Below are 22,939 nucleotides of genomic sequence, written 5' to 3'. Positions count from 1 at the left end.
CCTCTGCCTCAGGGGGCGGACTTGCTGCGGTCCTTCACCACGGCGTAGCGTGCCAGGGTGTGTTGCCGGGCCACGGCATGGTCCACGATCGGCAGCGGGTAGTCCGCTTCCAACCGCAGTCCGGCTTCGGCCAGCTCCAGCGGGCGGGCCTGCCAGGGGGCGTGGATGGCGCTGGCTGGCAGCTTGGCCAGCTCGGGCACATAGCGCCGGATGAACTTGCCCTCGGGGTCGAACTTCTCGCTCTGGGTCACCGGGTTGAAGATGCGGAACCAGGGCTGGGCGTCGCAGCCCGTGGAGGCCGCCCACTGCCAGCCGCCGTTGTTGGCGGCCAGGTCGAAGTCGTTGAGGTGCAGGGCGAACCAGGCCTCGCCACGCCGCCAGTCGATGCCCAGGTCCTTGACGAGGAAGCTGGCGGTCACCATGCGCAGCCGGTTGTGCATGTAGCCCGTCTGCGCCAGCTGGCGCATCGCGGCGTCCACCAGCGGGTAGCCGGTGCGACCCTGGCACCAGGCCTCGAAATGCGCATCGGCCGTCTTGCCATGGGCCCAGTGGATGGCTTCGTACTCGGGTCGGAAGGCATGGCCCACCACATGCGGGTGGTGGTGCAGGATCTGATGGTAGAAATCGCGCCAGACCAGCTCGGACAGCCAGACCTCGGCACCTCGCGAGCCGGCTTCCATGCGCTGCCAGGCCTCGCGGGCCAGACGCCGGATGGACACCGTGCCGAAGCGCAGGTGGGTGCTCAGGTAGCTGGGGCCCTTGACGGCCGGGAAGTCCCGCGCGCGGTCGTAGTCGTCGATGCGTTCCAGGAAATCGGCCAGCAGTTCCTGGGCGCCCGCAGAGCCGGAGGGCAGTCGCAGGCGGTGCAGATCGGTGCGCTGGAAGTCGATGTCCTGCAGTTCCGGCACCCCCGTGGCCGGCCCCAGCGCCGCTTCGGGCCAGGGCGCCAGCGCGCCGGCATGGCGGGCCACCGGATAGGCCTTCAGGTAGAAGGGCGTCAGCTTCTTCAGCCAGGCGTTCTTGTAGGGGGTGAAGACCGAGAACGGCGTGCCGCCGGCGGTCATCACCTCGTCGCGCTCGAAGATCACATGGTCCTTGCCGGTGTAGAAGGACACATCCTCGTTCGCCAGCTCCCCCCGCACTGCGCCGTCCCGGGCCAGGGCGTCGGGTTCGTCGTCGTGATTGGCATAGACGACCTGCACACCCAGCGTGCGGGCCAGCTCGGCCACCACCTGACGGGCACGGCCATGGCGCACCAGCAGCCTCACCCCGTCGACGCCATGGGACAGGCCCAGGGCCTGCAGCTGGTGGTCCAGGTCCACCAGGCTGTCACGGATGAACTCCACCCGCCGGTCCTGGCGGGGCAGGGGGGTGAGGATGTCGGTGTCGAAGACGAAGAGGCAGAACACCTGGCGGGCGGCTCGGCAGGCCGCGTACAGGGCGGCGTGGTCCTCGGCGCGCAGATCGCGCCGGAACCAGACCAGGGCACGGTCGAATCGGGTCGTCATGGCGTGAGTGTCGCGGCATTTGCCCGACCCTGGGGAGCACTGAAATAGAATGTGCGCCATGGCGGCGGACGGCATCAACCTCACCAATCAGTTTCTGATCGCGATGCCGGGCATGGCGGATGAGCGCTTTGCCGGCTCCGTGGTCTATCTGTGCGAACACAACGACCAGGGCGCCTTGGGCCTGGTGGTGAACAAGCCGGTGGACATCAACCTGGGCGAGCTGTTCGAGAAGATCGACCTGACCCTGAGCGACGCCACCCTGGCCGAGCAGCCGGTGTATTTCGGCGGCCCGGTGCAGACCGAGCGCGGTTTCGTGCTGCACGACGCCGGCCCGGCCGACGAGGGGGAGGCCTACAGTTCCACCCTGAATGTGCCCGAGGGTCTGGCCATGACCACCAGCAAGGACGTGCTGGAGGCCATCGCCCGCGGTGATGGTCCCAGGCGCGTGCTGGTCACCCTGGGCTACAGCGGCTGGGGGGCGGGCCAGCTGGAGGACGAGCTGGGCCGCAACGGCTGGCTGACCGTCCCGGCCGATCCGGCCATCATCTTCGACACCCCGGTGGACGAGCGCTACATGAAGGCGCTGGCCCTGCTGGGGGTCGATCCGCGCATGCTCTCGCAGGAAGCGGGGCACGCATGAGCGCTGGTGGCCTGTCCACCTCGTCGTTCCTGGCGTTCGATTTTGGCGAGAAGCGGGTGGGCGTGGCCACCGGTTCGGGCCTGATGCGCCAGGGGCAACCCCTGCGCACCGTGACCGCCCAGGGCGACGCCCGGTTTGCCGCCATCGCCGCGCTGATTGCGCAATGGCAACCTGACGCGCTGGTGGTGGGCGTACCGTTCCACCCCGATGGCGCCGAGCATGAGAACACCCGTCGGGCACGCAGGTTCGCGCGCCAGCTGCACGGGCGTTTCCGTCTGCCCGTCCACGAGGTGGACGAGCGCTACACCACCACCGAGGCCCTGTCCGCGGGCGCCGCCGACGCCGACGCCGCGTCCGCCGCCCTCATCCTCGATCAATTCTTCCGGGAGCACCCCAGCCCATGAGCAGCCTGTCCCTCGATGCCGAGGCCCTGTACGTCGAATTGCGTCAGGGCGTCAAAAGCCTGTTGAAGCCCGAGCTGTCCCTGGTGGGCATCTGGTCGGGCGGGGCCTGGCTGGCCGAGCGCCTGCAGGCCGACCTGGGCCTGCCCGGCGAGCATGGGGTCATCTCCAGCACCCTGCACCGCGATGACTTCGGCGCCCGCGGTCTGGCCAGCACCGCCGACGCCACCCATCTGCCCTTCGCCATCGATGGCCGCCACATCCTGCTGATCGACGACGTGCTCTACACCGGCCGCACGATCCGCGCGGTCATCAACGAGCTGTTCGACTTCGGCCGGCCGGCCAGCGTGCAGCTGGCGGTGCTGGTGGACCGGGGCGGGCGCGAGCTGCCCATCCAGCCGGCTTTCGCCGCCGCCCGCGTGACCTTGCCGGCGGCCCAGCGCCTGTCGCTGGCCCGCACCGACGGCAGCGCCTTCACCTTCACCCTCCAAGAGGAGCACTGAATGCTCTCCAAGCGCAATCCGCAGCTCAACCAGCACGGTGAGCTGATCCACCTGCTGACCACCGAGGGCCTGCCCCGCGACGTCATCCACCACATCCTGGACACCGCGGGCACCTTCCTGTCGGTCAATGACCGGGAGGTGAAGAAGGTGCCGCTGCTGCGCGGCAAGAGCGTGTTCAATCTGTTCTTCGAGAACAGCACCCGCACCCGCACCACCTTCGAGATCGCGGCCAAGCGCCTGTCGGCCGACGTGGTCAACCTGGACATCGCCAAGTCCAGCACCGCCAAGGGCGAGACCCTGCTGGACACGGTGGCCAACCTCTCGGCCATGCACGCCGACATGTTCGTGGTGCGCCACAGCGAATCGGGCGCACCCTACCTGATCGCCCAGCACTGCGCGCCGCATGTGCACGTGGTCAACGCCGGTGACGGCCGCCATGCCCACCCCACCCAGGGGCTGCTGGACATGTACACGATCCGCCACTTCAAGAAGGACTTCACGCAGCTGAGCGTGGCCATCGTCGGCGACATCGTCCACTCGCGCGTGGCCCGCTCGGACATCCACGCCCTGACCACCCTGGGCGTGCCGGACATCCGCGCCGTCGGCCCCAAGACCCTGGTGCCCGGCGACCTGGCCGGCATGGGCGTGCGGGTCTGCCGCGACCTGGCCGAGGGCATCCGCGGCGCCGACGTGATCATCATGCTGCGCCTGCAGAACGAGCGCATGAGCGGCGCGATGCTGCCCAGCGCCGGCGAGTATTTCAAGACCTACGGCCTGACCGACGAGAAGCTGGCCCTGGCCAAGCCCGACGCCATCGTGATGCACCCGGGCCCGATCAACCGCGGCGTCGAGATCGACTCGCCGGTGGCCGATGGCACCCACAGCGTGATCCTGCCCCAGGTCACCTTCGGCATCGCCGTGCGCATGGCGGTGATGTCCATCATCGCGGGGAACGAAGCATGAAAGTCCTGATCCGCAACGGCCGCGTGGTGAACCCGGCCACCGGCCGCGACGAGCGCGCCGACATCGCCGTGGCCGCGGGCCGCATCCGCAGCATCGGCAACATTGCCGCCGACTTCACGCCCGAGCGCATCATCGAGGCCGAGGGTTGCGTGGTCTCGCCCGGCCTGGTGGACCTGTCGGCCCGCCTGCGCGAGCCCGGCCACGAGCACGAGGGCATGCTGGAGAGCGAGCTCAACGCCGCGGCCGCCGGCGGCGTCACCAGCCTGGTCTGCCCGCCCGACACCGACCCGGCGCTGGACGAGCCCGGCCTGGTGGACATGCTGAAGTTCCGCGCCCGCAAGCTCAGCCTCTGCCGGCTCTTCCCGCTGGGGGCGCTCACGCGCGGCCTGGCCGGTGAATCGCTGACCGAGATGGTCGAGCTGACCGAGTCCGGCTGCGTGGGCTTTTCCCAGGCCGAGACCCCGATCCGCGACACCCAGGTGCTGCTGCGGGCGCTGCAGTACGCCTCGACCCACGGCTACCCGGTGTGGCTGCGGCCGCAGGATGCCACGCTGGGCAAGGGCGTGGCCGCCAGTGGCGCGGTGGCCACCCGGCTGGGCCTCTCTGGCGTGCCGGTGGCTGCCGAGACCATCGCCCTGCACACCATCTTCGAGCTGGTGCGCGCCACCGGTGCGCGGGTGCACCTGTGCCGTCTGTCCAGCGCGGCCGGTGTGGCCCTGGTGCGCCAGGCCAAGGCCGATGGCCTGCCCATCACCGCCGACGTCAGCATCCATTCGCTGCACCTGACCGACGTGGACATCGGCTACTTCAACTCGGCCATGCGCCTGAGCCCGCCGCTGCGCCAGCAGGCCGACCGCGAGGCGCTGCGCGCCGGCCTGGCCGACGGCACGATCGACGCGCTGGTGTCGGACCACACCCCGGTGGACGCGGACGCCAAGACCGTGCCCTTTGCCGAGGCCGAGCCCGGTGGCACCGGCCTGGAACTGCTGCTGAGCCTGGCGCTCAAGTGGGGGCAGGACAGCGGCCTCTCGCTGGCCGACACGCTGGCGCGCATCACCAGCAAGCCGGTGCAGGTGCTGGGCGAATCGCTGGGGTCGCTGGCCGGCAGCGCCGGGCAGATCGTCGAGGGCGGCGTGGCCGACCTCTGCGTCTTCGACCCGGCGGCCGTCTGGCAGGTGAGCCCGGCCGTGCTCAAGAGCCGCGGCAAGTCCACGCCCTTCGACTTCAGTCACAGTGGCATGGCGCTGCCGGGCCAGGTGCGTGCCACGCTGGTGGCGGGCACCGTGGCCTACCAGGCACGCTGAGTCCGTGCCGGGGTTGTTGTTGCGCCTGCCGCTGGCGCTCTGGCGCCTGGGGCGGCTGGCGCTGCACTTGCTGCATGGCATGGCCATGGTGGCCCTGCGCTTCCGCCATCTGGACGCCAAGGGCCGCCAACCCTATGTGCAGTGGTGGAGCGGCAAGCTGATCCGCCTGATCGGCGCCCGGCTGGACCTGCAGGGCACGCCGCGTCCGGGCGCCACGCTGTTCATCGCCAACCATGTGTCCTGGCTGGACATCGCCAGCATCCATGCGGGCTGCCCGCAGGCGCGCTTCGTCTCCAAGGCCGATGTGCTGCGCTGGCCGCTGCTGGGCTGGCTGATCCGCCACGTCGGCACGCTGTTCATCGAGCGCGAGCGCAAGCGTGACGCGCTGCGGGTGGTGCACCAGATGGCCGAGGCCCTGCGTCAGGGTGATTCGGTGGCGGTCTTCCCGGAGGGCACCACCGGCCCCGGGCCGCGGGTGCTGCCCTTCCATGCCAATCTGCTGCAGGCGGCCATCGCGGTGGAGGCGCCGGTGCAGCCCATCGTGCTGCGCTACAGCGAGCCGGGACAGGTCTTCGGCACGGCGGCGCAGTACATCGGCGACACCACGCTGATCGGCAGCATCTGGAAGATCATCAGCGCCCGCGGGCTGGTGGTGCATGTGCACTTCCTGCCCGCCCAGGCCACCGCCCATGCCGACCGGCGGGCGCTGGGAGAGTTCCTGCAGTCCCTGCTGCAGGCGGAGCTGGATCAGGCCGCTGCGGCCTGATCGCAGGCTTCAGCGGCCGCTCAGGCCTTGCCCTGGCTGGCCACGGCCGCGGCGGCCTTGGCCACCGCCTCGGCGTCGCCCAGGTAGTAGTGGCGGATCGGCTTCAGGGCCTCGTCCAGCTCATAGACCAGCGGCACGCCGTTGGGGATGTTCAGGCCCACGATGTCCTGGTCGCTGATGCCGTCCAGGTACTTCACCAGGGCGCGGATGGAGTTGCCGTGCGCCGAGATGATCACGCGCTGGCCGCTCTGGATCGCCGGGGCCAGCACCTCGTTCCAGCAGGGCAGCACGCGGGCCACGGTGTCCTTCAGGCATTCGGTCAGGGGCACCTGTTCCGGCTGGAGCTTGGCGTAACGCGGGTCCTGGCGCTGGCCGCGCGGGTCGTCGGCCTCCAGGGCGGGCGGCGGGGTGTCGTAGCTGCGGCGCCAGATCAGCACCTGCTCATCGCCGTACTGCTTGGCCATGTCGGCCTTGTTCAGACCCTGCAGACCGCCGTAGTGGCGTTCGTTCAGGCGCCAATCCTTCACCACCGGCAGCCAGATGCGGTCCATCTCCTCCAGGCAGTAGTTCAGGGTGTGGATCGCCCGCTTGAGCACCGAGGTGTAGGCGATGTCGAAGTCGTAGCCCTCGGCCTTGAGCAGCTTGCCCGCGGCCATGGCCTGGGAGATGCCGGTGGGGGTCAGCTCCACATCGGTCCAGCCGGTGAAGCGGTTTTCCAGGTTCCAGGTCGATTCGCCGTGGCGGATCAGGACAAGCTTGTGCATGGCTTTCGAGATCGGTTGCGGCTGCCCGCGGCAGCCAGGGTGGGGGAAGGGCGCGAAGCCCTCGATTCTATAATTCGCGGCCTTTCACTCCCCCTGGAATTCCGTCCCATGAGCAGCAACGTCCAATTCCTGATCGACAACTGGGTGCTGGTGGCCGCCGCGGTGGTTTCCGGCGCCCTGCTGCTGCGCCAGTCCCTGGCCGGGGGCGCGGGCCAGGGCATCAGCCCGGACGAAGCCGTGCGCCTGATGAACCGCGAGAAGGCCGCGGTGATCGACGTCTGCGAACCGGCCGAGTTCGCCGCGGGGCATGTGATCGGCTCGCGCAGCATCCCCCTGGCGACGCTGGGCAGCGCCCAGAACCTGCCGGCCAACAAGGAGCAGCCGGTGATCGTGGTGTGCGCCTCGGGCATTCGGGCCACCCGTGCCGCCGCCCAGCTGCGCAAGCAGGGCTATGCCCAGGCGCAGGTGCTGCGCGGCGGCATGAAGGCCTGGCGCGAGGCGGGCCTGCCGGTCGAGACCGGCACCAAGGGCAAGGCCTGATCGGTCTTTCGGGGGTGTGTGCCGGGGTGCGAGGTACCGGCCGGGGTAAGACCTTGCGGCAGCAGGCTTTTTGGGCCGCTGCCCACAATGTCAGCCCTGATCGAATGATTTTTGCGAGTCCGCCATGAACAAGGTGCTGATGTACACCACCCAGGTCTGCCCCTACTGCCTGCGCGCCAAGGCCCTGCTCAAGCAGCGCGGCGTCGAGGCGATCGAGGAGATCCGGGTGGACCTGGACCCGGCCCAGCGCGACACCATGATGGAACGCACCGGCCGTCGCACCGTGCCGCAGATCTTCATCGGCGACACCCATGTGGGCGGTTGCGACGACCTGATGGCGCTGGACCAGCGCGGCGGCCTGATGCCCCTGCTGCAAGGGGCCTGAGCCGGGTCACGGGGGCGCCACGCCCCTGCGCCATAATCGGCGGCCTCACGGCCCGCCCACCATGCCGGTGGCGGGCCCGGTTTTTCTGAAAGTGACCCATGGCCGACCAAGATCAGAACCCCGTGTTCCAGCTGCAGCGCGTCTACCTGAAGGACCTGTCGCTGGAGCAGCCGAACTCCCCGCAGATCCTGCTGGAGCAGCAGCAGCCCCAGGTCGACATCCAGCTGAACATGGGTGCCGAGCCGATCGCCGAAGGCGTCTTCGAAGTGACCGTGACGGCCACCGTCACCACCACCGTGGGCGACCGCACGCTGTTCCTGGTCGAAGCCAAGCAGGCCGGCATCTTCGAGATCCGCAACGTGCCGCAAGACCAGCTGCAGCTGCTGGTGGGCGTGGCCTGCCCGCAGACCCTGCACCCCTACCTGCGCGCCATCGTCTCCGACGTGTGCATCCGCGCCGGCTTCCCGCCCATCCTGCTGCCGGAAGTCAATTTCCAGGCCATGCTGGAGGCCCAGCAGGCGCAAGCCCAGGGCGCGCCCAACTGAGTCTGAATGCCGGCTGAGGCCAGGATGCAGATTTCCCTCTTGGGTGCCGGTGCCTGGGGCACCGCGCTGGCCATCGCGGCGGCCCGCCGCCATGCGGTGGTGCTCTGGGCGCGTGATCCGGCCCAGGCCCAGGCCCTGTCGGACGCGCGGGCCAACACCCGCTATCTGCCCGACCGGCCCTTTCCCGATGCCCTGCGGCCCACGGCCGACTGGTCGGCTGCGGTCGACCATGCGCAGGGGGAGGGCCTGTTCGTCGTGGCCACGCCGATGGCGGCGCTGCGCGGCACGCTGGCCCGGCTGCCGCACGACGCCCGCGTGCTGTGGCTGTGCAAGGGCTTCGAGGCCGGGACCGGCCTGTTGGGGCACCAGATCGCCCAGGAACTGCTGCCCAAGGCGCAGTGCGGCGTGCTCTCGGGCCCGAGCTTCGCCCAGGAAGTGGCGGCCGGCCAGCCCACCGCGCTGGTCGCGGCCAGCCAGGATGTGGGTCTCACCCGCCTGGCGGTGCAGGCCTTCCACGGCGGCTCGCTGCGCGTCTACATGTCCACCGACCCGGTGGGCGTGGAGGTGGGCGGCGCGGTCAAGAACGTGCTGGCGATCGCCACCGGCATTGCCGACGGCATGGCCCTGGGCCTCAACGCCCGCGCGGCCCTGATCACCCGCGGCCTGGCCGAGATGAGCCGCCTGGGCGTGGCCATGGGCGCGCAGGGCGAGACCTTCATGGGGCTGACCGGCCTGGGGGATCTGGTGCTGACCGCCACCGGCGACCTCTCGCGCAACCGGCAGGTGGGGCTGGCGCTGGCCGAGGGACTGACGCTGGAGCAGGCCCTGGCCCGTCTGGGGCATGTGGCCGAGGGGGTCTACAGCGCCGCCACCGTGGTGGCCCGTGCCCGCGCCCTGGGGGTGGAGATGCCGCTGGCCGAGGCCGTCAACGAGGTGCTGCAGGGGCGGTTGACCCCGCTGGACGCCGTGCAGCGGCTGATGCACCGCGACGCCCGCATGGAGGCCGAGGGCTTCTGAGCGCCGCCCTCGGGTTCTTCGGGCTCAGGCGGCCCCCTCGAAGCCGCACTGCCGCCAGGCCTCGAACACCGACACCGCCACCGCATTGCTGAGGTTCAGGCTGCGCTGACCGGGTCGCATCGGCAGCCGCAGCCGCTGCGCGGGGGCGAAGCTTTCCCGCAGGGCCACCGGCAGCCCGGCCGTCTCCTGGCCGAAAACCAGGGTGTCGCCCGCCTGCCAGCGCACCTCGTGCGGGCGACGGGTGCCATGCGTGGTGAAGGCGAAGCAGCGCGCGGGGTCGGGCTGCTCGGCGGCCAGGAAGGCCTCCCAGGAGGCATGCCGCTGTACCGGGGCGTACTCGTGGTAATCCAGCCCGGCACGGCGCAGCAGCCGGTCCTCCATGTCGAAGCCCAGCGGCTCGATCAGGTGCAGGGCGCAGCCGGTGTTGGCCGCCAGGCGGATCACGTTGCCGGTGTTGGGCGGGATCTCGGGGTGGACGAGCACGATGCGGAACATGGCTGCATTGTCGCCGCTGTCCCCGTGCTGCTCAGGGGGAGGGACGGTTGCCGGTGGACGGCGTGGGGGTTCGGGCCAGGGCCCAGGCACTGACCTTGCGGGCACCGTTGCGCAGCAGCAGGTCGGCCGCGGCGGCCAGCGTGGCCCCGGTGGTCATCACATCGTCCACCAGGGCAATATGGCGCCCGGCCAGTCGTCCGGCCAGCTGAGGGTTCACCATGAAGGCATCGCGCAGGTTGGCGCGCCGGGCGGCTGCGTCCAGCGTGGTCTGGGCCGGGGTCTCCCGCCAGCGTTGCAGCCCATCGGCCTGGGCGGGCAGGTCCAGCTCCCGGGCCAGCCGCCGGGCCAGTTCCCAGGCCTGGTTGTAGCCGCGCTCGCGCAGGCGCCGGGGGGACAGGGGCACCGGCAGCACCAGGTCGGGCCGCAGCTCGTCCGCGGCGGCCAACTGCGGGCCCAGATGGTCGATCAGCGGTTGCACCAGGACGCGGGCCAGCTCCGGCGCCTGGGCGAACTTGAAGCGCGCGATCAGACGGTCCCAGGGAAAGGCGTAGTCCAGGGCCACCACGGTGCGGACCATGGGCGGGCTGTGCAGACTGCAGGCGCCGCAGGGGCTGCCCGCCTCGGCCAGACGCAGGCCGCAGCGCGCACAGCGGGGCTGCTGTGCTGCGAAGCGCGCCACACAGGCGCTGCACAGGCCACCCGTGCACCAGCCATGGCACACCACGCAGGGCGCGGGCCAGCGTCGCGCCCACCCCGACCCCGCATGGGCCACGGACTTGGCGAGCGGCAGGGGTGCTTCCGGCATCGGCTCAATATACTGGCCGCCATGTCCGCGCCCGAGTCTGCGTCCTCCTCTGCCATCCCCTCTCTCGCGGACATTCCCGCACCGTCCGTTCGCCTGGACCCTGTCGCCCTGGCCCGGATCCGGCGGCGCCTGCGTTCGGCCCCCGCGCCCTCCTGGCTGCATCAGGAGGTGGCCCGACGCATGGCCGAACGGCTGTCACTGATCAGGCTGACGCCTCGCCAGGTGCTGGACTGGTCGCTCGATGCCGGCCCGCCGGCCGAAGGGCTGCGCTCGGCCTATCCCCAGGCCACGCTGCAACAGGTGCTGCCCGCGGGCGAGGCTGTGTCGCCGGCTCCGTGGTGGAAGCGTTGGTTGGGGACCGGTGCCGCGGTGCCGGTGGCCGCGGAGGCGGTGGCGCCCGCAGGCGCGGGACTGGTCTGGTCCAACATGGCCCTGCAGTTCGAAAACGATCCGCCGGCCTTGTTTGCCGCCTGGCGACGGGCGCTGGGGGCGGAGGGCTTCGTGATGTTCTCCACCCTGGGGCCGGGGTCGCTGCCGGAACTGCGTGCCGTCTATGCGGCCGAGGGCTGGGGGGAGCCGCATGTGCCCTTCGTCGACATGCACGACCTGGGCGACATGCTGGTGCAGGCCGGCTTTGCCGACCCGGTGATGGACCAGGAGACGCTGACCCTGACCTACGGCAGCGCGGAGCAGCTGCTGGCCGAGTTGCGAGGCTGGGGGGGCAACGCGGCGCCAGGGCGCTCGCCGGTGCTGCGCGGTCGTGCGTGGCGTGCACGGCTGCTGCAGGCCCTTCAGTCGAGGGCCGATGCCCAGGGGCGCATCCGTCTGACGCTGGAGCTGGTGTACGGCCATGCCTTCCAGGCGCCCGAACGCGGTCCCGCGGTGGCGGCCGAAACCGCGGTGGACCTGAGCACCATGCGCCGGATGCTGAAAGAGCCGAAGTCGCCGCGCTGAGCGCCGGCGGTGCTGCCATTCAGGGACTTCCCCTGATCCCTATGGGAGGCTCATTTCCTGAGCCGTTTCCTTTGATACCCATTCGTCATGGTGTTTTCCATGGCGTCAAGCAGCTGCCCGCTTCGATCTGGATCAATCCCTAGCAGCACACTCGGCCATCGCGTTTGAGTAGAAACGCTCTCCCTTCGGTGAGCCAGGCTGTCCTACGCTGGGGCTCGCCGGATGAGCTTGATCGTTCGCAAGCCAATTGCGACATGCCGGCACCGCAACGGGACAGCCGTCACCAAGGGGATGTGCAGCATGCTGGGCAAGACCGCGGGATGGACAGGGGGCGTCGCTCTCTTGTCAGTGTGGGGAGGCCGGATGGCCTGGGCCGCCGATGGGGCGGTGCAGAGCTTGCCCGGCGGGCCGGCCGTGCGCCAGATGGATCTGGCACCGCCGGCCACGCAGATCGCGGCCGATGTGCAGTCACTGCATTACGGCTTGCTGGTGGTTTGCCTGCTGATCTTCATCGGCGTCTTCGGGGTGATGTTCTATTCCATCCTGAAGCACCGCAAGTCGCTGGGAGCCAAGCCGGCCAACTTCCACGAGAGCGTCAGGGTCGAGATCGCCTGGACCATCGTGCCCTTCATCATCGTGGCCTGCATGGGCTTTGCCGCCACCAAGACGGTGGTGGCCCAGAAGGACACCAGCAATGCGGACCTGACCATCAAGGTCACCGGCTACCAGTGGAAGTGGGGCTACGAGTACCTGAAGGGCCCGGGCGAGGGCATCCAGTTCCTGTCCATGCTGGACCCGGCGCAGCGCCAGATGTCGGATGCGGGCAAGCCTTCCGGTGACGACTATCTGCTCAAGGTGGATCACCCGATGGTGGTGCCCGTGGGGCAGAAGGTGCGCATCATCACCACCGCCAACGACGTCATCCACTCCTGGATGATCCCGGCCTTCGGTGTCAAGCAGGACGCGATCCCGGGCTTCGTGCGCGACACCTGGTTCCGCGCCGACCGCACCGGCGATTTCTACGGCCAGTGTGCCGAGCTGTGCGGCAAGGAGCACGCCTACATGCCCATCCACGTGCGTGTGCTCAGTGCCGATGACTACGCGCAGTGGGTGGCCGGCGAGAAGAAGCACATGGCCGACGCAGCCGACGATCCCAAGAAGGTCTGGACCCATGACGCCCTGATGGCGCGGGGCCAGCAGGTCTATGCCGCCAACTGCGCCGTGTGCCACCGGCCGGACGGCAAGGGGGGCGGGCCGGTCAAGCCGCTCGATGGCTCGGCCAAGGTGCTCGATGCCGACCACCTGGTGCAGATCCAGGTGCTGCTGCACGGGCAGAACAACAACGCCATGCCTTCGTGGAAGCAGCTGTCCGACACCGAGATCGCCGCCGTGGTGACCTTCACCAAGAACAACTGGGGCAACCAGACCGGCCAGACCGTCCAACCCTCGGAGGTGACCACTGCGCGTGCGCAGTGAGTCTCCGACTTCTCTTGCGATTCCAGCGTCCTGTCCAGGAGCCACGATGAGCGCAGTCCTTGATGCCCACGGCCGCCCGGCCCACGATGCCCATGACCACGCCCATGGGCCCACCCCCGGCTGGCGCCGCTGGGTCTATGCGACCAACCACAAGGACATCGGCACGATGTACCTGCTCTTCAGCTTCACCATGCTGATGATCGGGGGCGTGCTGGCGCTGTGCATCCGCGCCGAGCTGTTCAAGCCGGGGCTGCAATTCTTCAACCCCGAACTGTTCAACCAGTTCACCACCATGCACGGTCTGATCATGGTGTTCGGGGCCATCATGCCGGCCTTCGTGGGCTTCGCGAACTGGATGATTCCGCTGCAGATCGGTGCCTCGGACATGGCCTTCGCGCGGATGAACAACTTCAGCTTCTGGCTGTTGATCCCCGCGGCCCTGCTGCTGGTGAGTTCCTTCTTCATGCCTGGTGGCGCCCCGGCGGCGGGTTGGACACTCTATGCCCCGCTGACCCTGCAGATGGGACCGGCCATGGACGCCGGCATCTTCGCGATGCACATCATGGGGGCCAGCTCCATCATGGGTGCGATCAACATCATCGTCACCGTTCTCAACATGCGCGCACCCGGCATGACGCTGATGAAGATGCCGCTGTTCGCCTGGACCTGGCTGATCACCGCCTACTTGCTGATCGCGGTGATGCCGGTGCTGGCGGGCGCCATCACCATGACACTGACCGACCGCCACTTCGGCACCAGCTTCTTCAACCCGGCAGGCGGCGGCGACCCGGTGATGTACCAACACATCTTCTGGTTCTTCGGTCACCCCGAGGTCTACATCATGATCCTGCCGGCCTTCGGGATCATCAGCGCCATCATCCCGGCCTTCGCCCGCAAGAAGCTCTTCGGCTACACCTCGATGGTGTACGCCACCGGCTCCATCGCCATCCTGTCCTTCATCGTCTGGGCCCACCACATGTACACCACCGGCATGCCGGTGACGGGCCAGCTGTTCTTCATGTACGCGACGATGCTGATCGCCGTGCCCACGGGCGTGAAGATCTTCAACTGGGTGGCCACCATGTGGCGCGGTTCGATGACCTTCGAGACGCCGATGCTGTTCGCGGTCGGCTTCCTGTTCGTGTTCTCGATGGGCGGCTTCACCGGCCTGATCCTGTCGATGGCGCCGGTGGACCTGCAACTGCAGGACACCTATTACGTGGTGGCCCACTTCCATTACGTGCTGGTGGCGGGCTCGCTGTTCGCGATGTTCGCCGGCTACTACTACTGGGGTCCCAAGTGGACCGGGGTGATGTATTCCGAGACGCGCGGCCGCATCCACTTCTGGGGCTCGCTGATCTTTTTCAACATCACCTTCTTCCCCATGCACTTCCTGGGGCTGGCCGGCATGCCGCGCCGCTATGCGGACTATCCGATGCAGTTTGCCGACTTCAACGAGATCGCGTCCATCGGCGCCTTCGGCTTTGGCTTCATGCAGGTGTACTTCTTCCTGGCCACCGTGCTGCCGATGATGCGCGGGCGCGGCGAGCCGGCACCCGCCAAGCCCTGGGAGGGTGCCGAGGGCCTGGAGTGGGAGGTGCCGTCGCCGGCTCCCCACCACACCTTCGAGACGCCGCCGAAGCTGGACGAGACCGCCACCCGCGTGGTGGGCTGAGGAGCCGGGCATGGCCGCGCTGACACCTTCGCAACGTCGGGCCAACCTGCGGCTGGCCTGGACGCTGGCCACCGTGGCCCTGGTCATCGGTCTGGCCTTCGTGGCCAAGATCGTCTGGCTGCACGCCTGAGCACCGGAGGAGCACGGCATGCCTCTCGCCGCCCGAGCCCGCCAGGACCAACTGGTGATGGTGGGCAAGTTGCTGGTCATCACCGCGCTGATGTTCGGCTTCGGCTACGCCCTGGTGCCCATCTACCGTCACATCTGCACGGCATTGGGCATCAACGTGCTGTCCCTGTCGGAGCGTGGCGGCAGCGCGGCCGAGGCCGCACCCGCCAACACCCAGGTGGACACCAGCCGCATGGTGACCGTGGAGTTCGACGCCAATGCCCGCGGCCTGTGGTCCTTCAAGCCCGAGGTGCGTTCCCTGCAACTGCACCCGGGTCAGATGGCCACGGTGATGTACGACTTCACCAACACCCAGCCGCGCACCCTGGCGGCCCAGGCCATCGCCAGCTACGCGCCCAGCGTGGCGGGCAACTACTTCGAGAAGCTGCAGTGCTTCTGCTTCAACGAGTACACGCTCAAGGCCGGTGAATCACGCCGGTGGCCGGTGGTGTTCTACGTGGATCCGAAGTTGCCCCGCGACGTCACCACGATCACGCTGTCCTACACCTTCTTCGAGGTGGGGGGCAAGTTGCCTCCCGCGCCGGGAGGCGGTGCATGAGCCCCCCGGCCGATGGCAGCTTCTGGCAGACCGTTCGTCTGGTCGCCTGGTCCTTCTTCGGCGTGCGTCGCCGGGCCGATCAGGAACAGGACCTTCGGCGGGTCAAGCCCCAGCACGTCATCGTGGCCGGCCTGGTGGGAGCGGCCCTGTTCGTGGGCTTGCTGCTGTTGCTGGTGAACTGGGTGGTGGACAGCGGGGCGGCCCATTGAGGCCTTCACACAGACGTAGACGCGATCGCAACGAGGAGAACCGAGGATGTCCGCAGCGAACGATTCCCACGGCACGCCGTACTACTTTGTGCCTCAGCCTTCACGCCACCCGGCGATGGGGGCGCTGGCGCTGTTCCTCATCGCCTTCGGTGCCAGCCAGTGGATCAACGACCTCAGCTGGGGGCGTTACGCGGTGTTGGCCGGCTTCCTCGTGCTGTTCAGCGTGCTGTTCCAGTGGTTCGGCGATGCCATCCGGGAAAGCGAGGGCGGGCAGTATTCGCAGCGCATCGACGCCTCCTTCCGCTGGAGCATGAGCTGGTTCATCTTCTCGGAGGTGATGTTCTTCGCCGCCTTCTTCGGTGCCTTGTTCTGGGCCCGGGCCCATGTCATTCCGGCACTGGGCAGCCTGGACAACCAGTTGCTGTGGCCGGACTTCAAGGCGGTGTGGCCCAGCGAGATGCCCGGGGTGACCGCTTCGCCCGCTGGCACCGTGGCGCCTTTCGAGACCATGGGCCCCTGGCCCATCCCGACACTCAACACGGCCCTGCTGCTGACTTCCGGCCTGACCATCACGCTGGCCCACCACGCCCTGCTGGCCGACCGGCGAGGCAGCTGCATCGGCTGGATGTGGCTGACCGTGGCGCTGGGCGCGACCTTCCTGGGCTTCCAGGCTTATGAATACATGCATGCCTACCATGAGCTCAACCTGAAGCTCACGTCCGGCATCTACGGCTCCACCTTCTACATGCTCACCGGTTTCCACGGCTTCCACGTGCTGCTGGGCACGCTGATGCTGACGGTGATCACGCTGCGCCTGATGAAGGGCCACTTCAGCAGCAAGCACCACTTCGGCTTCGAAGGCGTGGCCTGGTACTGGCACTTCGTGGACGTGGTCTGGCTGGGCCTGTACCTGGTCGTCTACTGGATGTGAGGCGGCCATGCACCGCATCTCCCCCAGCTTGCACGGGCTCTCGCCCGCGCCTGGCGCGGGGGGGGCAGTGCGGTCGTCCGTGGGGTCAGTGGGTGATGGGCAAGCCGGTCGGATGGATCCAGCCCAGGCCCCAGGCGCCCAGCACCGCCAGGAACAGCGCGATGGACAGGCCGATGCGCCAGGCCAGGGCGCGGGCCATCTGCCTGCCACGTTGACCACCATCGTCCTCGGGGCGGCGGCGCAGCATCAGCAGACCGGCGGCGGCCAGACTGGCCAGGATGGCCAGCAGGGTGGCGGTGATCAGGATCTTCATGAGCCGCATTCTTCTCCCTTGACCGCCGTCCGCGCAGGAGGGCTTGCCCGGAGCGAATCGCGCACCCGGCGTGCCGGGGTGTTGCTGGCGGCCGTGGCCGTGGCGGCACTGACCGCGCGTCTGGGGCTGTGGCAGATGCACCGCGGCCAGGAGAAGCGGGCCTTGCAAGCGGAGATGACCGAGCGGGCCCAGGCGCCAGCGCTGGATGGGCAGGCCCTGGCGCGGACCGCACTGGCCGCCCAGGGGCAGTGGTATCGGCGTGTCACGGCGCGCGGGCACTGGTTGCCGGTGGCGCCGGTGTTCCTGGACAACCGGCAGATGGACGGTCGGCCCGGCTTCTTCGTGCTCTCGCCCCTTCAGTTGGACCGGGGGGATGTGGTGCTGGTGCAGCGCGGCTGGGTGCCGCGTGACATGCAGGACCGCAACCGGCTACCCGCGCTGCCGCTGCCTGCAGGCGAGGCTCTGGTGCCCGCCCGCGTGGCACCGTGGCCGTCGTCCCTGACGGCGCTGGGCGCCGACGCGCCAGGGCCCATCCGCCAGAACGCCAACCCTGATGCCTTGACCGCGCTCTGGGGTCATGCCTTGTTGCCCTATTCCCTGCAGCAGCTGGCGGCTTCTCCCGCGGGGGCGGGGGCCGTCGCGGCCGCCGAACAGACCTTGCAGCGGCGCTGGCCGCTTCCCGCGCTGGATGTGCGCAAGCATGACCTGTACGCCGTCCAGTGGTTTCTTTTCTCGTCGCTCACCGTGGGGTTGTATGTCTGGTTCCAGCTCATTCGCCCGCGCCTCGCACGGAACACCGCCTGAGCCGCTGACGCTCACCGTGCACGGCTTGCCCGGCAATGTGCCGGGGGTCCGCTCGCGTTGGAGCGGGCGCTTCACATTGCTGCTGGTGCTGCTGGCCTGTGCGGCGCCGGTGGTGGCGTCCTACTTCACCTATTACGTGCTGCGGCCGCAGGGGCGCAGCAATTACGCCGAGCTGATCCAGCCCTCGCGTGGCCTGCCGGCCAATCTGCCGCTGCAGACGCTGGACGGGCGCAGCGTGGGCGCGGCCTCGCTCAAGCGGCAGTGGCTGCTGACGGTGGTGGCAGGGGGCGTCTGCGATGTGGCCTGCGAGCGCATGCTGTTCGAGCAGCGCCAATTGCGCGAGATGCTGGGCCGCGAACGCGACCGGGTGGACAACCTGTGGCTGGTGACCGACGACGCCCCCGTGCGGCCCGAGGTGCTGCAGGCGCTGACCCCGGGCACCTGGGTGCTGCGCGTGCCGCCCCAGGCCTTGGCGCAGTGGCTGCAGCCCGCGCCCGGCCATGCGCTGAGCGAGCACATGTACGTGGTGGACCCGATGGGCGAGTGGATGATGCGCACCCCGCCCCAGCCGGAGCCCAAGCGCTTTCACAAGGACCTGGAGCGGCTCCTGAGGGCCTCGGCCTTCTGGGACCGTCCGGGGCGGGAGGTGGGGCCATGATGAACGCGACGCCGGTGGACTGGAGCCCGGCCCTGGCCCTGCTGGCTGGCTCGGGCAGCGTGACGCTGCTGATCCTGCTGGGCCTGGCCTGGCGCTGGCGGGGGGCCAGCCGCCGTCAGCGTCTGGCCGCGCTCACCACGCTGGCCCTGTTTCTGACGGTGGACCTGATCGCCTTTGGCGCCTTCACCCGCCTGACCGATTCCGGCCTGGGCTGCCCCGACTGGCCGGGCTGCTACGGCGAGGCCAGCCCGCTGGCGGCGCGTGAGTCCATTCATGCCGCTCAGCAGGCCCTGCCCAGCGGCCCGGTCACCTGGTCCAAGGCCTGGGTGGAGATGACCCACCGCTACCTGGCCATGGTGCTGGGCGGCCTCATCCTGACCCTGGCCGTGGCCAGCCTGCGCTGGCGGCGCGAACTGCCGCACTGCTGGCTGTGGCCGCTGCTCACCCTGGGCTGGGTCATCGTGCAGGGCCTGTTCGGCCGCTACACCGTCACCTGGAAGCTTTATCCGGCCATCGTGACCGCCCACCTGCTCGGAGCGCAGTTGCTGCTGGCCCTGCTGATGATCCAGCACCGGGCCTACCAGGACCAGGCCTTGGCCCTGGGCCGCGGCCTGCGCACCGCGGTGGGCGGCGTGCTGGCCCTGGTGCTGGTCCAGGTGGCCCTGGGGGGCTGGGTGAGCAGCAATTACGCCGTGCTGGCCTGCCAGGGCTTCCCCACCTGCAATGGCCAGTGGTGGCCGCAGGCGGACTTCGCCCAGGGCTTCACGCTGCTGCGCGAGCTGGGCCGGGCCCACCACGGCGGCTATCTGGGCTGGGAGGCGCTGGTGGCCATCCACTGGGCCCACCGGCTGATGGCTGCGGCGGTGGCTTTGGCCATCACGGCGCTGGCCGTGGCTTTGTGGCGCCGGGGGGCGGCCCACCACCGCTGCGCGGCCACCCTGGGCGGTCTGCTGGTGCTGCAGGCCCTGACCGGCATCGGCAACGTGGTGCTGCAATGGCCGCTGGCCGGGGCGCTGCTCCATTCGGTGGGGGCCGCTGCCCTGGTGGCCACGCTGGTGGGCCTGCTGGCGCGCCGCGAGCCGCGTTCCGTCACTGTCCCGCAGGCGGCCGAGCGGCCGGCCTGGCGGGCGCCGCAACAGGTGGTGCTGCCATGAACACCCAGGCCCTTTCCGCACCCACCGCGCTGGTCCGCTGGCGCCACAAGTGGCGTCAGTTCCATGCCCTGACCAAGCCGCGCGTGGTCCAGCTGATCGTGTTCTGCGCGGTCATCGGTATGCTGCTGGCCAGCCCCGGCTGGCCGGACTGGCAGGTGCTGCTGGCCGGTACGGCCGGCATCTGGTGGGTGGCCAGCGCGGCGGCGGCTTTCAACTGTCTGGTGGAGCGCGAGCTGGACCGGCGCATGCAGCGCACCGCCTGGCGGCCCACGGCGCGGGGCGAACTGTCGCCGCGGGAGACGCTGGCCTTCTCGCTGGCCCTGTGTGCCCTGGGCAGCGCGGTGCTGCTGCTGTGGGTCAATGCCTTGACGTTGGTGCTGACCCTGGCCACCTTCGTGGGCTATGCGGTGGTCTACACCCTCTGGCTCAAGCCGCGCACGCCACAGAACATCGTGATCGGCGGGGCCTCCGGGGCCATGCCGCCGGTGCTGGGTTGGGCCGCAGTGCGGGGCGACGTGGGGCCCGAGGCCTGGCTGCTGTGTCTGATCATCTTCCTCTGGACGCCGCCGCACTTCTGGTCCCTGGCCCTGTACCGGATGGAGGACTACCGGCGGGCCGGCCTGCCCATGCTGCCTGTCACCCACGGGCCCGAGCTGACCCGCCTGCACATCTTCCTTTACACCGTGGTGCTGCTCGCGGGCACGCTGATGCCCTTCATCTACGGCATGAGCGGCTGGATCTACCTCGTGAGCGCGATCACGCTGGGGTTGTGCTTCATGGTGTATGGTTTCAGGCTCTGGCGGCAGTACAGCGAAGCGCTGGCCCGCCGCACCTTCTGGTTCTCGATCCTGTACCTGTCGCTGCTATTCGCCGCGCTGCTGCTGGACCACTACATCAGCCCCTGGCTGGGGCCATCCTGATCCGACCATGACCCTGTCCCGCCGTCACGCGCTCCTGGCCTCTCTCTCCCTCACCACCCTGGCCGCCTGTGACGGACAGGTCTTCAAAAGCGGTGACGCGCCGGCCCATGCCCCCTTCAAGGGCATCGACATCACCGGCGCCACCTACGCCCGCGAGCTGCATCTGACGGACATGAACGGCCAGCCGCGCACCCTGGCCGACTTCAAGGGCAAGGTCGTGGTGGTGTTCTTCGGCTATGTGCAGTGCCCGGATGTGTGCCCCACCACCCTGGCCGAGCTGGCCGCCGTCAAGCAGCAGCTGGGCGAGGCCGGCAAGGATGTGCAGAGCATCTTCGTCACCGTGGACCCGGAGCGCGACACACCCGAGATCCTGAAGGCCTACATGGGCAGCTTCGGCGGCAGCGACTTCCTGGCCCTGCATGGCACGCCGGAGGAAACCGCCGCCGCCGCCAAGGAATTCAAGATCTTCTACGCCAAGGTGCCGGGCAAGACCGCGTCGAGCTACACCATTGACCACACCGCGGGCTCCTACCTGTTCGACCGCGCGGGCCGGGTGCGGGTGTTCAGCCGTTATGGCGCCGGCCCCGAGGCCCTGACCGCGGACCTGAAGATCCTGCTGGCCGAGAAGGCCGCCGCCTGAAGCGGCAGCGCCTGCGCATGAAAGCAAACGGCTCCCCGCGGGGAGCCGTTGTGTTTCAAGGGCCAGGCCCGGGGGGCGAGGCCGCGCAGGGGTCAGGCCGTTTCCAGCGCCTTGCGCATCTTCTTGAGCGCCGCCACCTCGATCTGGCGGATGCGCTCGGCGCTGACGCCGTACTCGGCAGCCAGCTCGTGCAGCGTCATGCCGCCGCTGGCGTCGTCGTTCACCTTCAGCCAGCGCTCCTCGACGATGCGGCGGCTGCGGTCGTCCAGCTTGTCCAGCGCGTGCTGGATGCCGTGGGAGCTCATCAGATCGCGGCTGCGGCCTTCCAGCACCCGGGTCGGCTCCTGGCTGTCATCGGCCAGGTAGGCGATCGGGGCGTAGCTCTCCTCGCCGTCGTCGGTCTGCGGCTCCAGGGCCACGTCGCCGCCGGACAGCCGGGTTTCCATCTCGACCACTTCCTCCGGCTTGACATTCAGCTCCCGCGCCACCACATCCACCTCATCCGGCGTCAGCGTGTTGCGGAAGGTTTCATGGTCACCGGCATGGTCCTTCAGGCCCTGCTTCATCGAGCGCAGGTTGAAGAAAAGCTTGCGCTGGGCCTTGGTGGTGGCCACCTTGACCATGCGCCAGTTCTTCAGGATGTACTCGTGGATCTCGGCCTTGATCCAGTGCAGGGCGTAGGACACCAGGCGCACGCCCTGGTCCGGGTCGAAGCGCTTGACCGCCTTCATCAGGCCGACATTGCCTTCCTGGATCAGGTCGCCTTGCGGCAGGCCGTAACCCAGGTACTGGCGGGAGACGGACACGACCAACCGCAGGTGCGACAGCACCAGCCGGCCGGCGGCCTGGACATCGCCATCCTGCTGCAGTTCGCGGGCCAGGCGGGATTCCTCCTCGGCCGTGAGCATGGGGATCTGGTTGACCGCCGTGATGTAGGCGTCCAGATTCCCGATGGGCGGCACCAGGGCCCACGGGTCGCGCAGAGCGAGAGCGTTGGTGGTGGTGTTCGTCATGTTCATGGTCATTCGGACCCCGGGAAGCCAGGGAAGTTCCCAAATACTAGCACTCTCGGCAGGGGAGTGCTAAGTCCGGGCTCATGCCCGCAAACCGGCCCATGCAGGAGGGGTCAGCAGCCGATCCAATGCGTGACGGAGTTCAGGTGTCCGTCCTGGAAGCGGAAGTCCCAGCCCGTCTCCAGGGACGCGCCAGGGGCCGGTGCCAAGCGCAGCGTGTGGTCGTCGACCTGCAGCTTGCCAACGCCACTCACCGTCTGGAGCTTCTCCAGCGTCAGGTCGGCCCAGCCACCGGGCAGCCCCTGCCACTGCACGTCTGCAGACCCGCTGGCCAGCAGTTGCCGCAGCACGGCCGTCTTGCCATCGGACTCGAAGACGGCGCCGCGGAAGGTGAGCAGACGGGTGCCCTCCGATTCATAGGCGCTGTCGCATTGGTAAGGGGAGGGCTCGGATTTCAAGGGCGCGCCCAGCGCGTCCTTCACCTTGGCGAGTTCCACGGGCGCCATGTCCAGCATCAACTTGCCCACCTGGAACCTCAAGGCGGGTGCCGAGGCACCGGCTTCCTTGTTACCCGGTGTGGCCGAAGACCCTGGGCAGACCTCACTGGCAAAGGCCGCCGGGTCGACCTGGGGCGACTTGTGGCGACATGCCTGCTCGCAGTAGCGGTCGAACGCCTCGCGGCTGAAACCACCGGCCTTCTCCAGCGTGACCAGCCGGTCTCGTGCCGCGGCAGGCAGATACAGGGTCATCTCGGAACTGCAGGTGTTTTCGTAGGCGCAAGAAGCCAGGACTTCCTGCGCGGCTCCGCACCGGCTTGCCAAGCTTGAAG

General features: G+C 69.0%; 29 protein-coding genes. 22 read left to right on the top strand and 7 right to left on the bottom strand.

The features are described 5' to 3' along the window. Nucleotides 1-8: 8 nt before the first annotated feature. The gene (locus tag LRM40_RS13790; protein WP_151121994.1) at nt 9-1,508 is read right to left on the bottom strand and encodes a cryptochrome/photolyase family protein; all 1,500 of its coding nucleotides are present in this window, start codon (nt 1,506-1,508) and stop codon (nt 9-11) included. Between the two features lie 58 nt (nt 1,509-1,566). Here LRM40_RS13790 and LRM40_RS13785 point away from each other — a divergent pair, with 58 nt between their 5' ends. Genes LRM40_RS13785 through LRM40_RS13760 form a run of 6 tightly spaced genes read left to right on the top strand, consistent with a single transcriptional unit; the run spans nt 1,567 to nt 6,085 of the window. Further along, a complete protein-coding gene (locus LRM40_RS13785; RefSeq protein ID WP_151121993.1) occupies nt 1,567-2,148 on the top strand; it encodes a YqgE/AlgH family protein in 582 nt (193 codons plus the stop codon). Next, complete coding sequence (gene ruvX, locus LRM40_RS13780) at nt 2,145-2,552, top strand: Holliday junction resolvase RuvX (RefSeq protein ID WP_151121992.1); 408 nt, start codon at nt 2,145-2,147, stop codon at nt 2,550-2,552. Before LRM40_RS13785 ends, ruvX begins: the two co-directional genes overlap by 4 nt. After that, nucleotides 2,549-3,052: a bifunctional pyr operon transcriptional regulator/uracil phosphoribosyltransferase PyrR gene (gene pyrR / locus LRM40_RS13775; RefSeq protein ID WP_151121991.1), complete on the top strand. Its 504-nt coding sequence runs from the start codon at nt 2,549-2,551 to the stop codon at nt 3,050-3,052. Before ruvX ends, pyrR begins: the two co-directional genes overlap by 4 nt. After that, the gene (locus LRM40_RS13770) at nt 3,053-4,015 is read left to right on the top strand and encodes an aspartate carbamoyltransferase catalytic subunit (protein WP_022978854.1); all 963 of its coding nucleotides are present in this window, start codon (nt 3,053-3,055) and stop codon (nt 4,013-4,015) included. After that, nucleotides 4,012-5,319 carry a dihydroorotase gene (locus tag LRM40_RS13765; protein ID WP_151121990.1) on the top strand — a complete coding sequence of 436 codons (1,308 nt, stop codon included), beginning with the start codon at nt 4,012-4,014 and terminating at the stop codon, nt 5,317-5,319. The genes LRM40_RS13770 and LRM40_RS13765 overlap by 4 nt, the downstream gene beginning before the upstream one ends. Before the next feature lie 4 nt (nt 5,320-5,323). After that, entirely contained in the window at nt 5,324-6,085 is a 762-nt protein-coding gene (locus LRM40_RS13760) for a lysophospholipid acyltransferase family protein (protein WP_231067555.1), read from the top strand. 20 nt (nt 6,086-6,105) lie between these two features. Here the strand turns inward: LRM40_RS13760 and gpmA are convergent, their stop codons facing one another. Next, entirely contained in the window at nt 6,106-6,849 is a 744-nt protein-coding gene (gene gpmA, locus LRM40_RS13755; RefSeq protein ID WP_151121989.1) for a 2,3-diphosphoglycerate-dependent phosphoglycerate mutase, read from the bottom strand. A gap of 108 nt (nt 6,850-6,957) precedes the next feature. On the opposite strand from gpmA, the gene LRM40_RS13750 reads away from it, so the two are divergent. The 4 genes from LRM40_RS13750 (at nt 6,958) to LRM40_RS13735 (ending at nt 9,336) form a co-directional block, all read left to right on the top strand. Beyond that, nucleotides 6,958-7,389, top strand: coding sequence for a rhodanese-like domain-containing protein (locus tag LRM40_RS13750; protein ID WP_151121988.1), 432 nt, complete (start codon nt 6,958-6,960; stop codon nt 7,387-7,389). 124 nt (nt 7,390-7,513) lie between these two features. After that, nucleotides 7,514-7,774: a glutaredoxin 3 gene (gene grxC, locus LRM40_RS13745; RefSeq protein ID WP_151121987.1), complete on the top strand. Its 261-nt coding sequence runs from the start codon at nt 7,514-7,516 to the stop codon at nt 7,772-7,774. Between the two features lie 98 nt (nt 7,775-7,872). Beyond that, nucleotides 7,873-8,319, top strand: a complete 447-nt coding sequence (secB, locus tag LRM40_RS13740; protein WP_151121986.1) for a protein-export chaperone SecB — start codon at nt 7,873-7,875, stop codon at nt 8,317-8,319. Nucleotides 8,320-8,343: 24 nt separating this feature from the next. Continuing rightward, nucleotides 8,344-9,336: an NAD(P)H-dependent glycerol-3-phosphate dehydrogenase gene (locus tag LRM40_RS13735; RefSeq protein WP_151121985.1), complete on the top strand. Its 993-nt coding sequence runs from the start codon at nt 8,344-8,346 to the stop codon at nt 9,334-9,336. 24 nt (nt 9,337-9,360) lie between these two features. Here LRM40_RS13735 and LRM40_RS13730 read toward each other — a convergent pair whose 3' ends face one another. Continuing rightward, a complete protein-coding gene (locus tag LRM40_RS13730) occupies nt 9,361-9,831 on the bottom strand; it encodes a tRNA (cytidine(34)-2'-O)-methyltransferase (RefSeq protein ID WP_151121984.1) in 471 nt (156 codons plus the stop codon). Nucleotides 9,832-9,862: 31 nt separating this feature from the next. Further along, entirely contained in the window at nt 9,863-10,636 is a 774-nt protein-coding gene (locus tag LRM40_RS13725; RefSeq protein ID WP_151121983.1) for a ComF family protein, read from the bottom strand. A 180-nt stretch (nt 10,637-10,816) separates the two neighbouring features. On the opposite strand from LRM40_RS13725, the gene LRM40_RS13720 reads away from it, so the two are divergent. The 7 genes from LRM40_RS13720 (at nt 10,817) to LRM40_RS13690 (ending at nt 16,608) form a co-directional block, all read left to right on the top strand. Then, a complete protein-coding gene (locus tag LRM40_RS13720; protein WP_231067554.1) occupies nt 10,817-11,590 on the top strand; it encodes a methyltransferase domain-containing protein in 774 nt (257 codons plus the stop codon). A 363-nt stretch (nt 11,591-11,953) separates the two neighbouring features. Next, the gene (gene coxB, locus LRM40_RS13715; RefSeq protein ID WP_151121982.1) at nt 11,954-13,066 is read left to right on the top strand and encodes a cytochrome c oxidase subunit II; all 1,113 of its coding nucleotides are present in this window, start codon (nt 11,954-11,956) and stop codon (nt 13,064-13,066) included. Nucleotides 13,067-13,112: 46 nt separating this feature from the next. Beyond that, complete coding sequence (gene ctaD / locus LRM40_RS13710; protein ID WP_151121981.1) at nt 13,113-14,741, top strand: cytochrome c oxidase subunit I; 1,629 nt, start codon at nt 13,113-13,115, stop codon at nt 14,739-14,741. Nucleotides 14,742-14,751: 10 nt separating this feature from the next. Continuing rightward, complete coding sequence (locus LRM40_RS13705; protein WP_211372906.1) at nt 14,752-14,871, top strand: cytochrome oxidase small assembly protein; 120 nt, start codon at nt 14,752-14,754, stop codon at nt 14,869-14,871. Nucleotides 14,872-14,889: 18 nt separating this feature from the next. Beyond that, on the top strand, nt 14,890-15,468 hold the full coding sequence (locus LRM40_RS13700) for a cytochrome c oxidase assembly protein (protein WP_151121980.1): 579 nt from the start codon (nt 14,890-14,892) through the stop codon (nt 15,466-15,468). Then, the gene (locus tag LRM40_RS13695; protein WP_151121979.1) at nt 15,465-15,677 is read left to right on the top strand and encodes a DUF2970 domain-containing protein; all 213 of its coding nucleotides are present in this window, start codon (nt 15,465-15,467) and stop codon (nt 15,675-15,677) included. The genes LRM40_RS13700 and LRM40_RS13695 overlap by 4 nt, the downstream gene beginning before the upstream one ends. 46 nt (nt 15,678-15,723) lie before the next feature. Further along, the gene (locus LRM40_RS13690; RefSeq protein ID WP_151121978.1) at nt 15,724-16,608 is read left to right on the top strand and encodes a cytochrome c oxidase subunit 3; all 885 of its coding nucleotides are present in this window, start codon (nt 15,724-15,726) and stop codon (nt 16,606-16,608) included. An 85-nt stretch (nt 16,609-16,693) separates the two neighbouring features. Here LRM40_RS13690 and LRM40_RS13685 read toward each other — a convergent pair whose 3' ends face one another. Further along, nucleotides 16,694-16,921 carry a DUF2909 domain-containing protein gene (locus tag LRM40_RS13685; protein WP_211372905.1) on the bottom strand — a complete coding sequence of 76 codons (228 nt, stop codon included), beginning with the start codon at nt 16,919-16,921 and terminating at the stop codon, nt 16,694-16,696. A gap of 18 nt (nt 16,922-16,939) precedes the next feature. Here LRM40_RS13685 and LRM40_RS13680 point away from each other — a divergent pair, with 18 nt between their 5' ends. The 5 genes from LRM40_RS13680 to LRM40_RS13660 are packed head-to-tail and all read left to right on the top strand — an operon-like array spanning nt 16,940 to nt 21,097. Continuing rightward, a complete protein-coding gene (locus LRM40_RS13680; protein ID WP_231067553.1) occupies nt 16,940-17,725 on the top strand; it encodes an SURF1 family protein in 786 nt (261 codons plus the stop codon). Further along, nucleotides 17,676-18,383 (top strand): SCO family protein, encoded by a 708-nt coding sequence (locus LRM40_RS13675; RefSeq protein WP_151121976.1) that lies wholly within the window; start codon nt 17,676-17,678, stop codon nt 18,381-18,383. Before LRM40_RS13680 ends, LRM40_RS13675 begins: the two co-directional genes overlap by 50 nt. After that, nucleotides 18,380-19,537 (top strand): COX15/CtaA family protein, encoded by a 1,158-nt coding sequence (locus tag LRM40_RS13670; protein WP_231067551.1) that lies wholly within the window; start codon nt 18,380-18,382, stop codon nt 19,535-19,537. Before LRM40_RS13675 ends, LRM40_RS13670 begins: the two co-directional genes overlap by 4 nt. Further along, complete coding sequence (cyoE, locus tag LRM40_RS13665; RefSeq protein ID WP_151121975.1) at nt 19,534-20,457, top strand: heme o synthase; 924 nt, start codon at nt 19,534-19,536, stop codon at nt 20,455-20,457. The genes LRM40_RS13670 and cyoE overlap by 4 nt, the downstream gene beginning before the upstream one ends. A 7-nt stretch (nt 20,458-20,464) precedes the next feature. Next, nucleotides 20,465-21,097, top strand: a complete 633-nt coding sequence (locus LRM40_RS13660) for an SCO family protein (RefSeq protein ID WP_151121974.1) — start codon at nt 20,465-20,467, stop codon at nt 21,095-21,097. Between the two features lie 92 nt (nt 21,098-21,189). Here the strand turns inward: LRM40_RS13660 and rpoH are convergent, their stop codons facing one another. After that, nucleotides 21,190-22,116, bottom strand: a complete 927-nt coding sequence (gene rpoH, locus LRM40_RS13655; RefSeq protein ID WP_231067550.1) for an RNA polymerase sigma factor RpoH — start codon at nt 22,114-22,116, stop codon at nt 21,190-21,192. A gap of 107 nt (nt 22,117-22,223) precedes the next feature. After that, nucleotides 22,224-22,859 carry a hypothetical protein gene (locus tag LRM40_RS13650; protein ID WP_151121972.1) on the bottom strand — a complete coding sequence of 212 codons (636 nt, stop codon included), beginning with the start codon at nt 22,857-22,859 and terminating at the stop codon, nt 22,224-22,226. Nucleotides 22,860-22,939 lie beyond the last annotated feature (80 nt).

Origin of the sequence: Ideonella dechloratans, assembly GCF_021049305.1 — a bacterium.
GTDB lineage: Bacteria > Pseudomonadota > Gammaproteobacteria > Burkholderiales > Burkholderiaceae_C > Ideonella > Ideonella dechloratans.
Note: the sequence above shows the minus strand (reverse complement) of the source record. Positions and strands in the feature narration are given on the sequence as shown.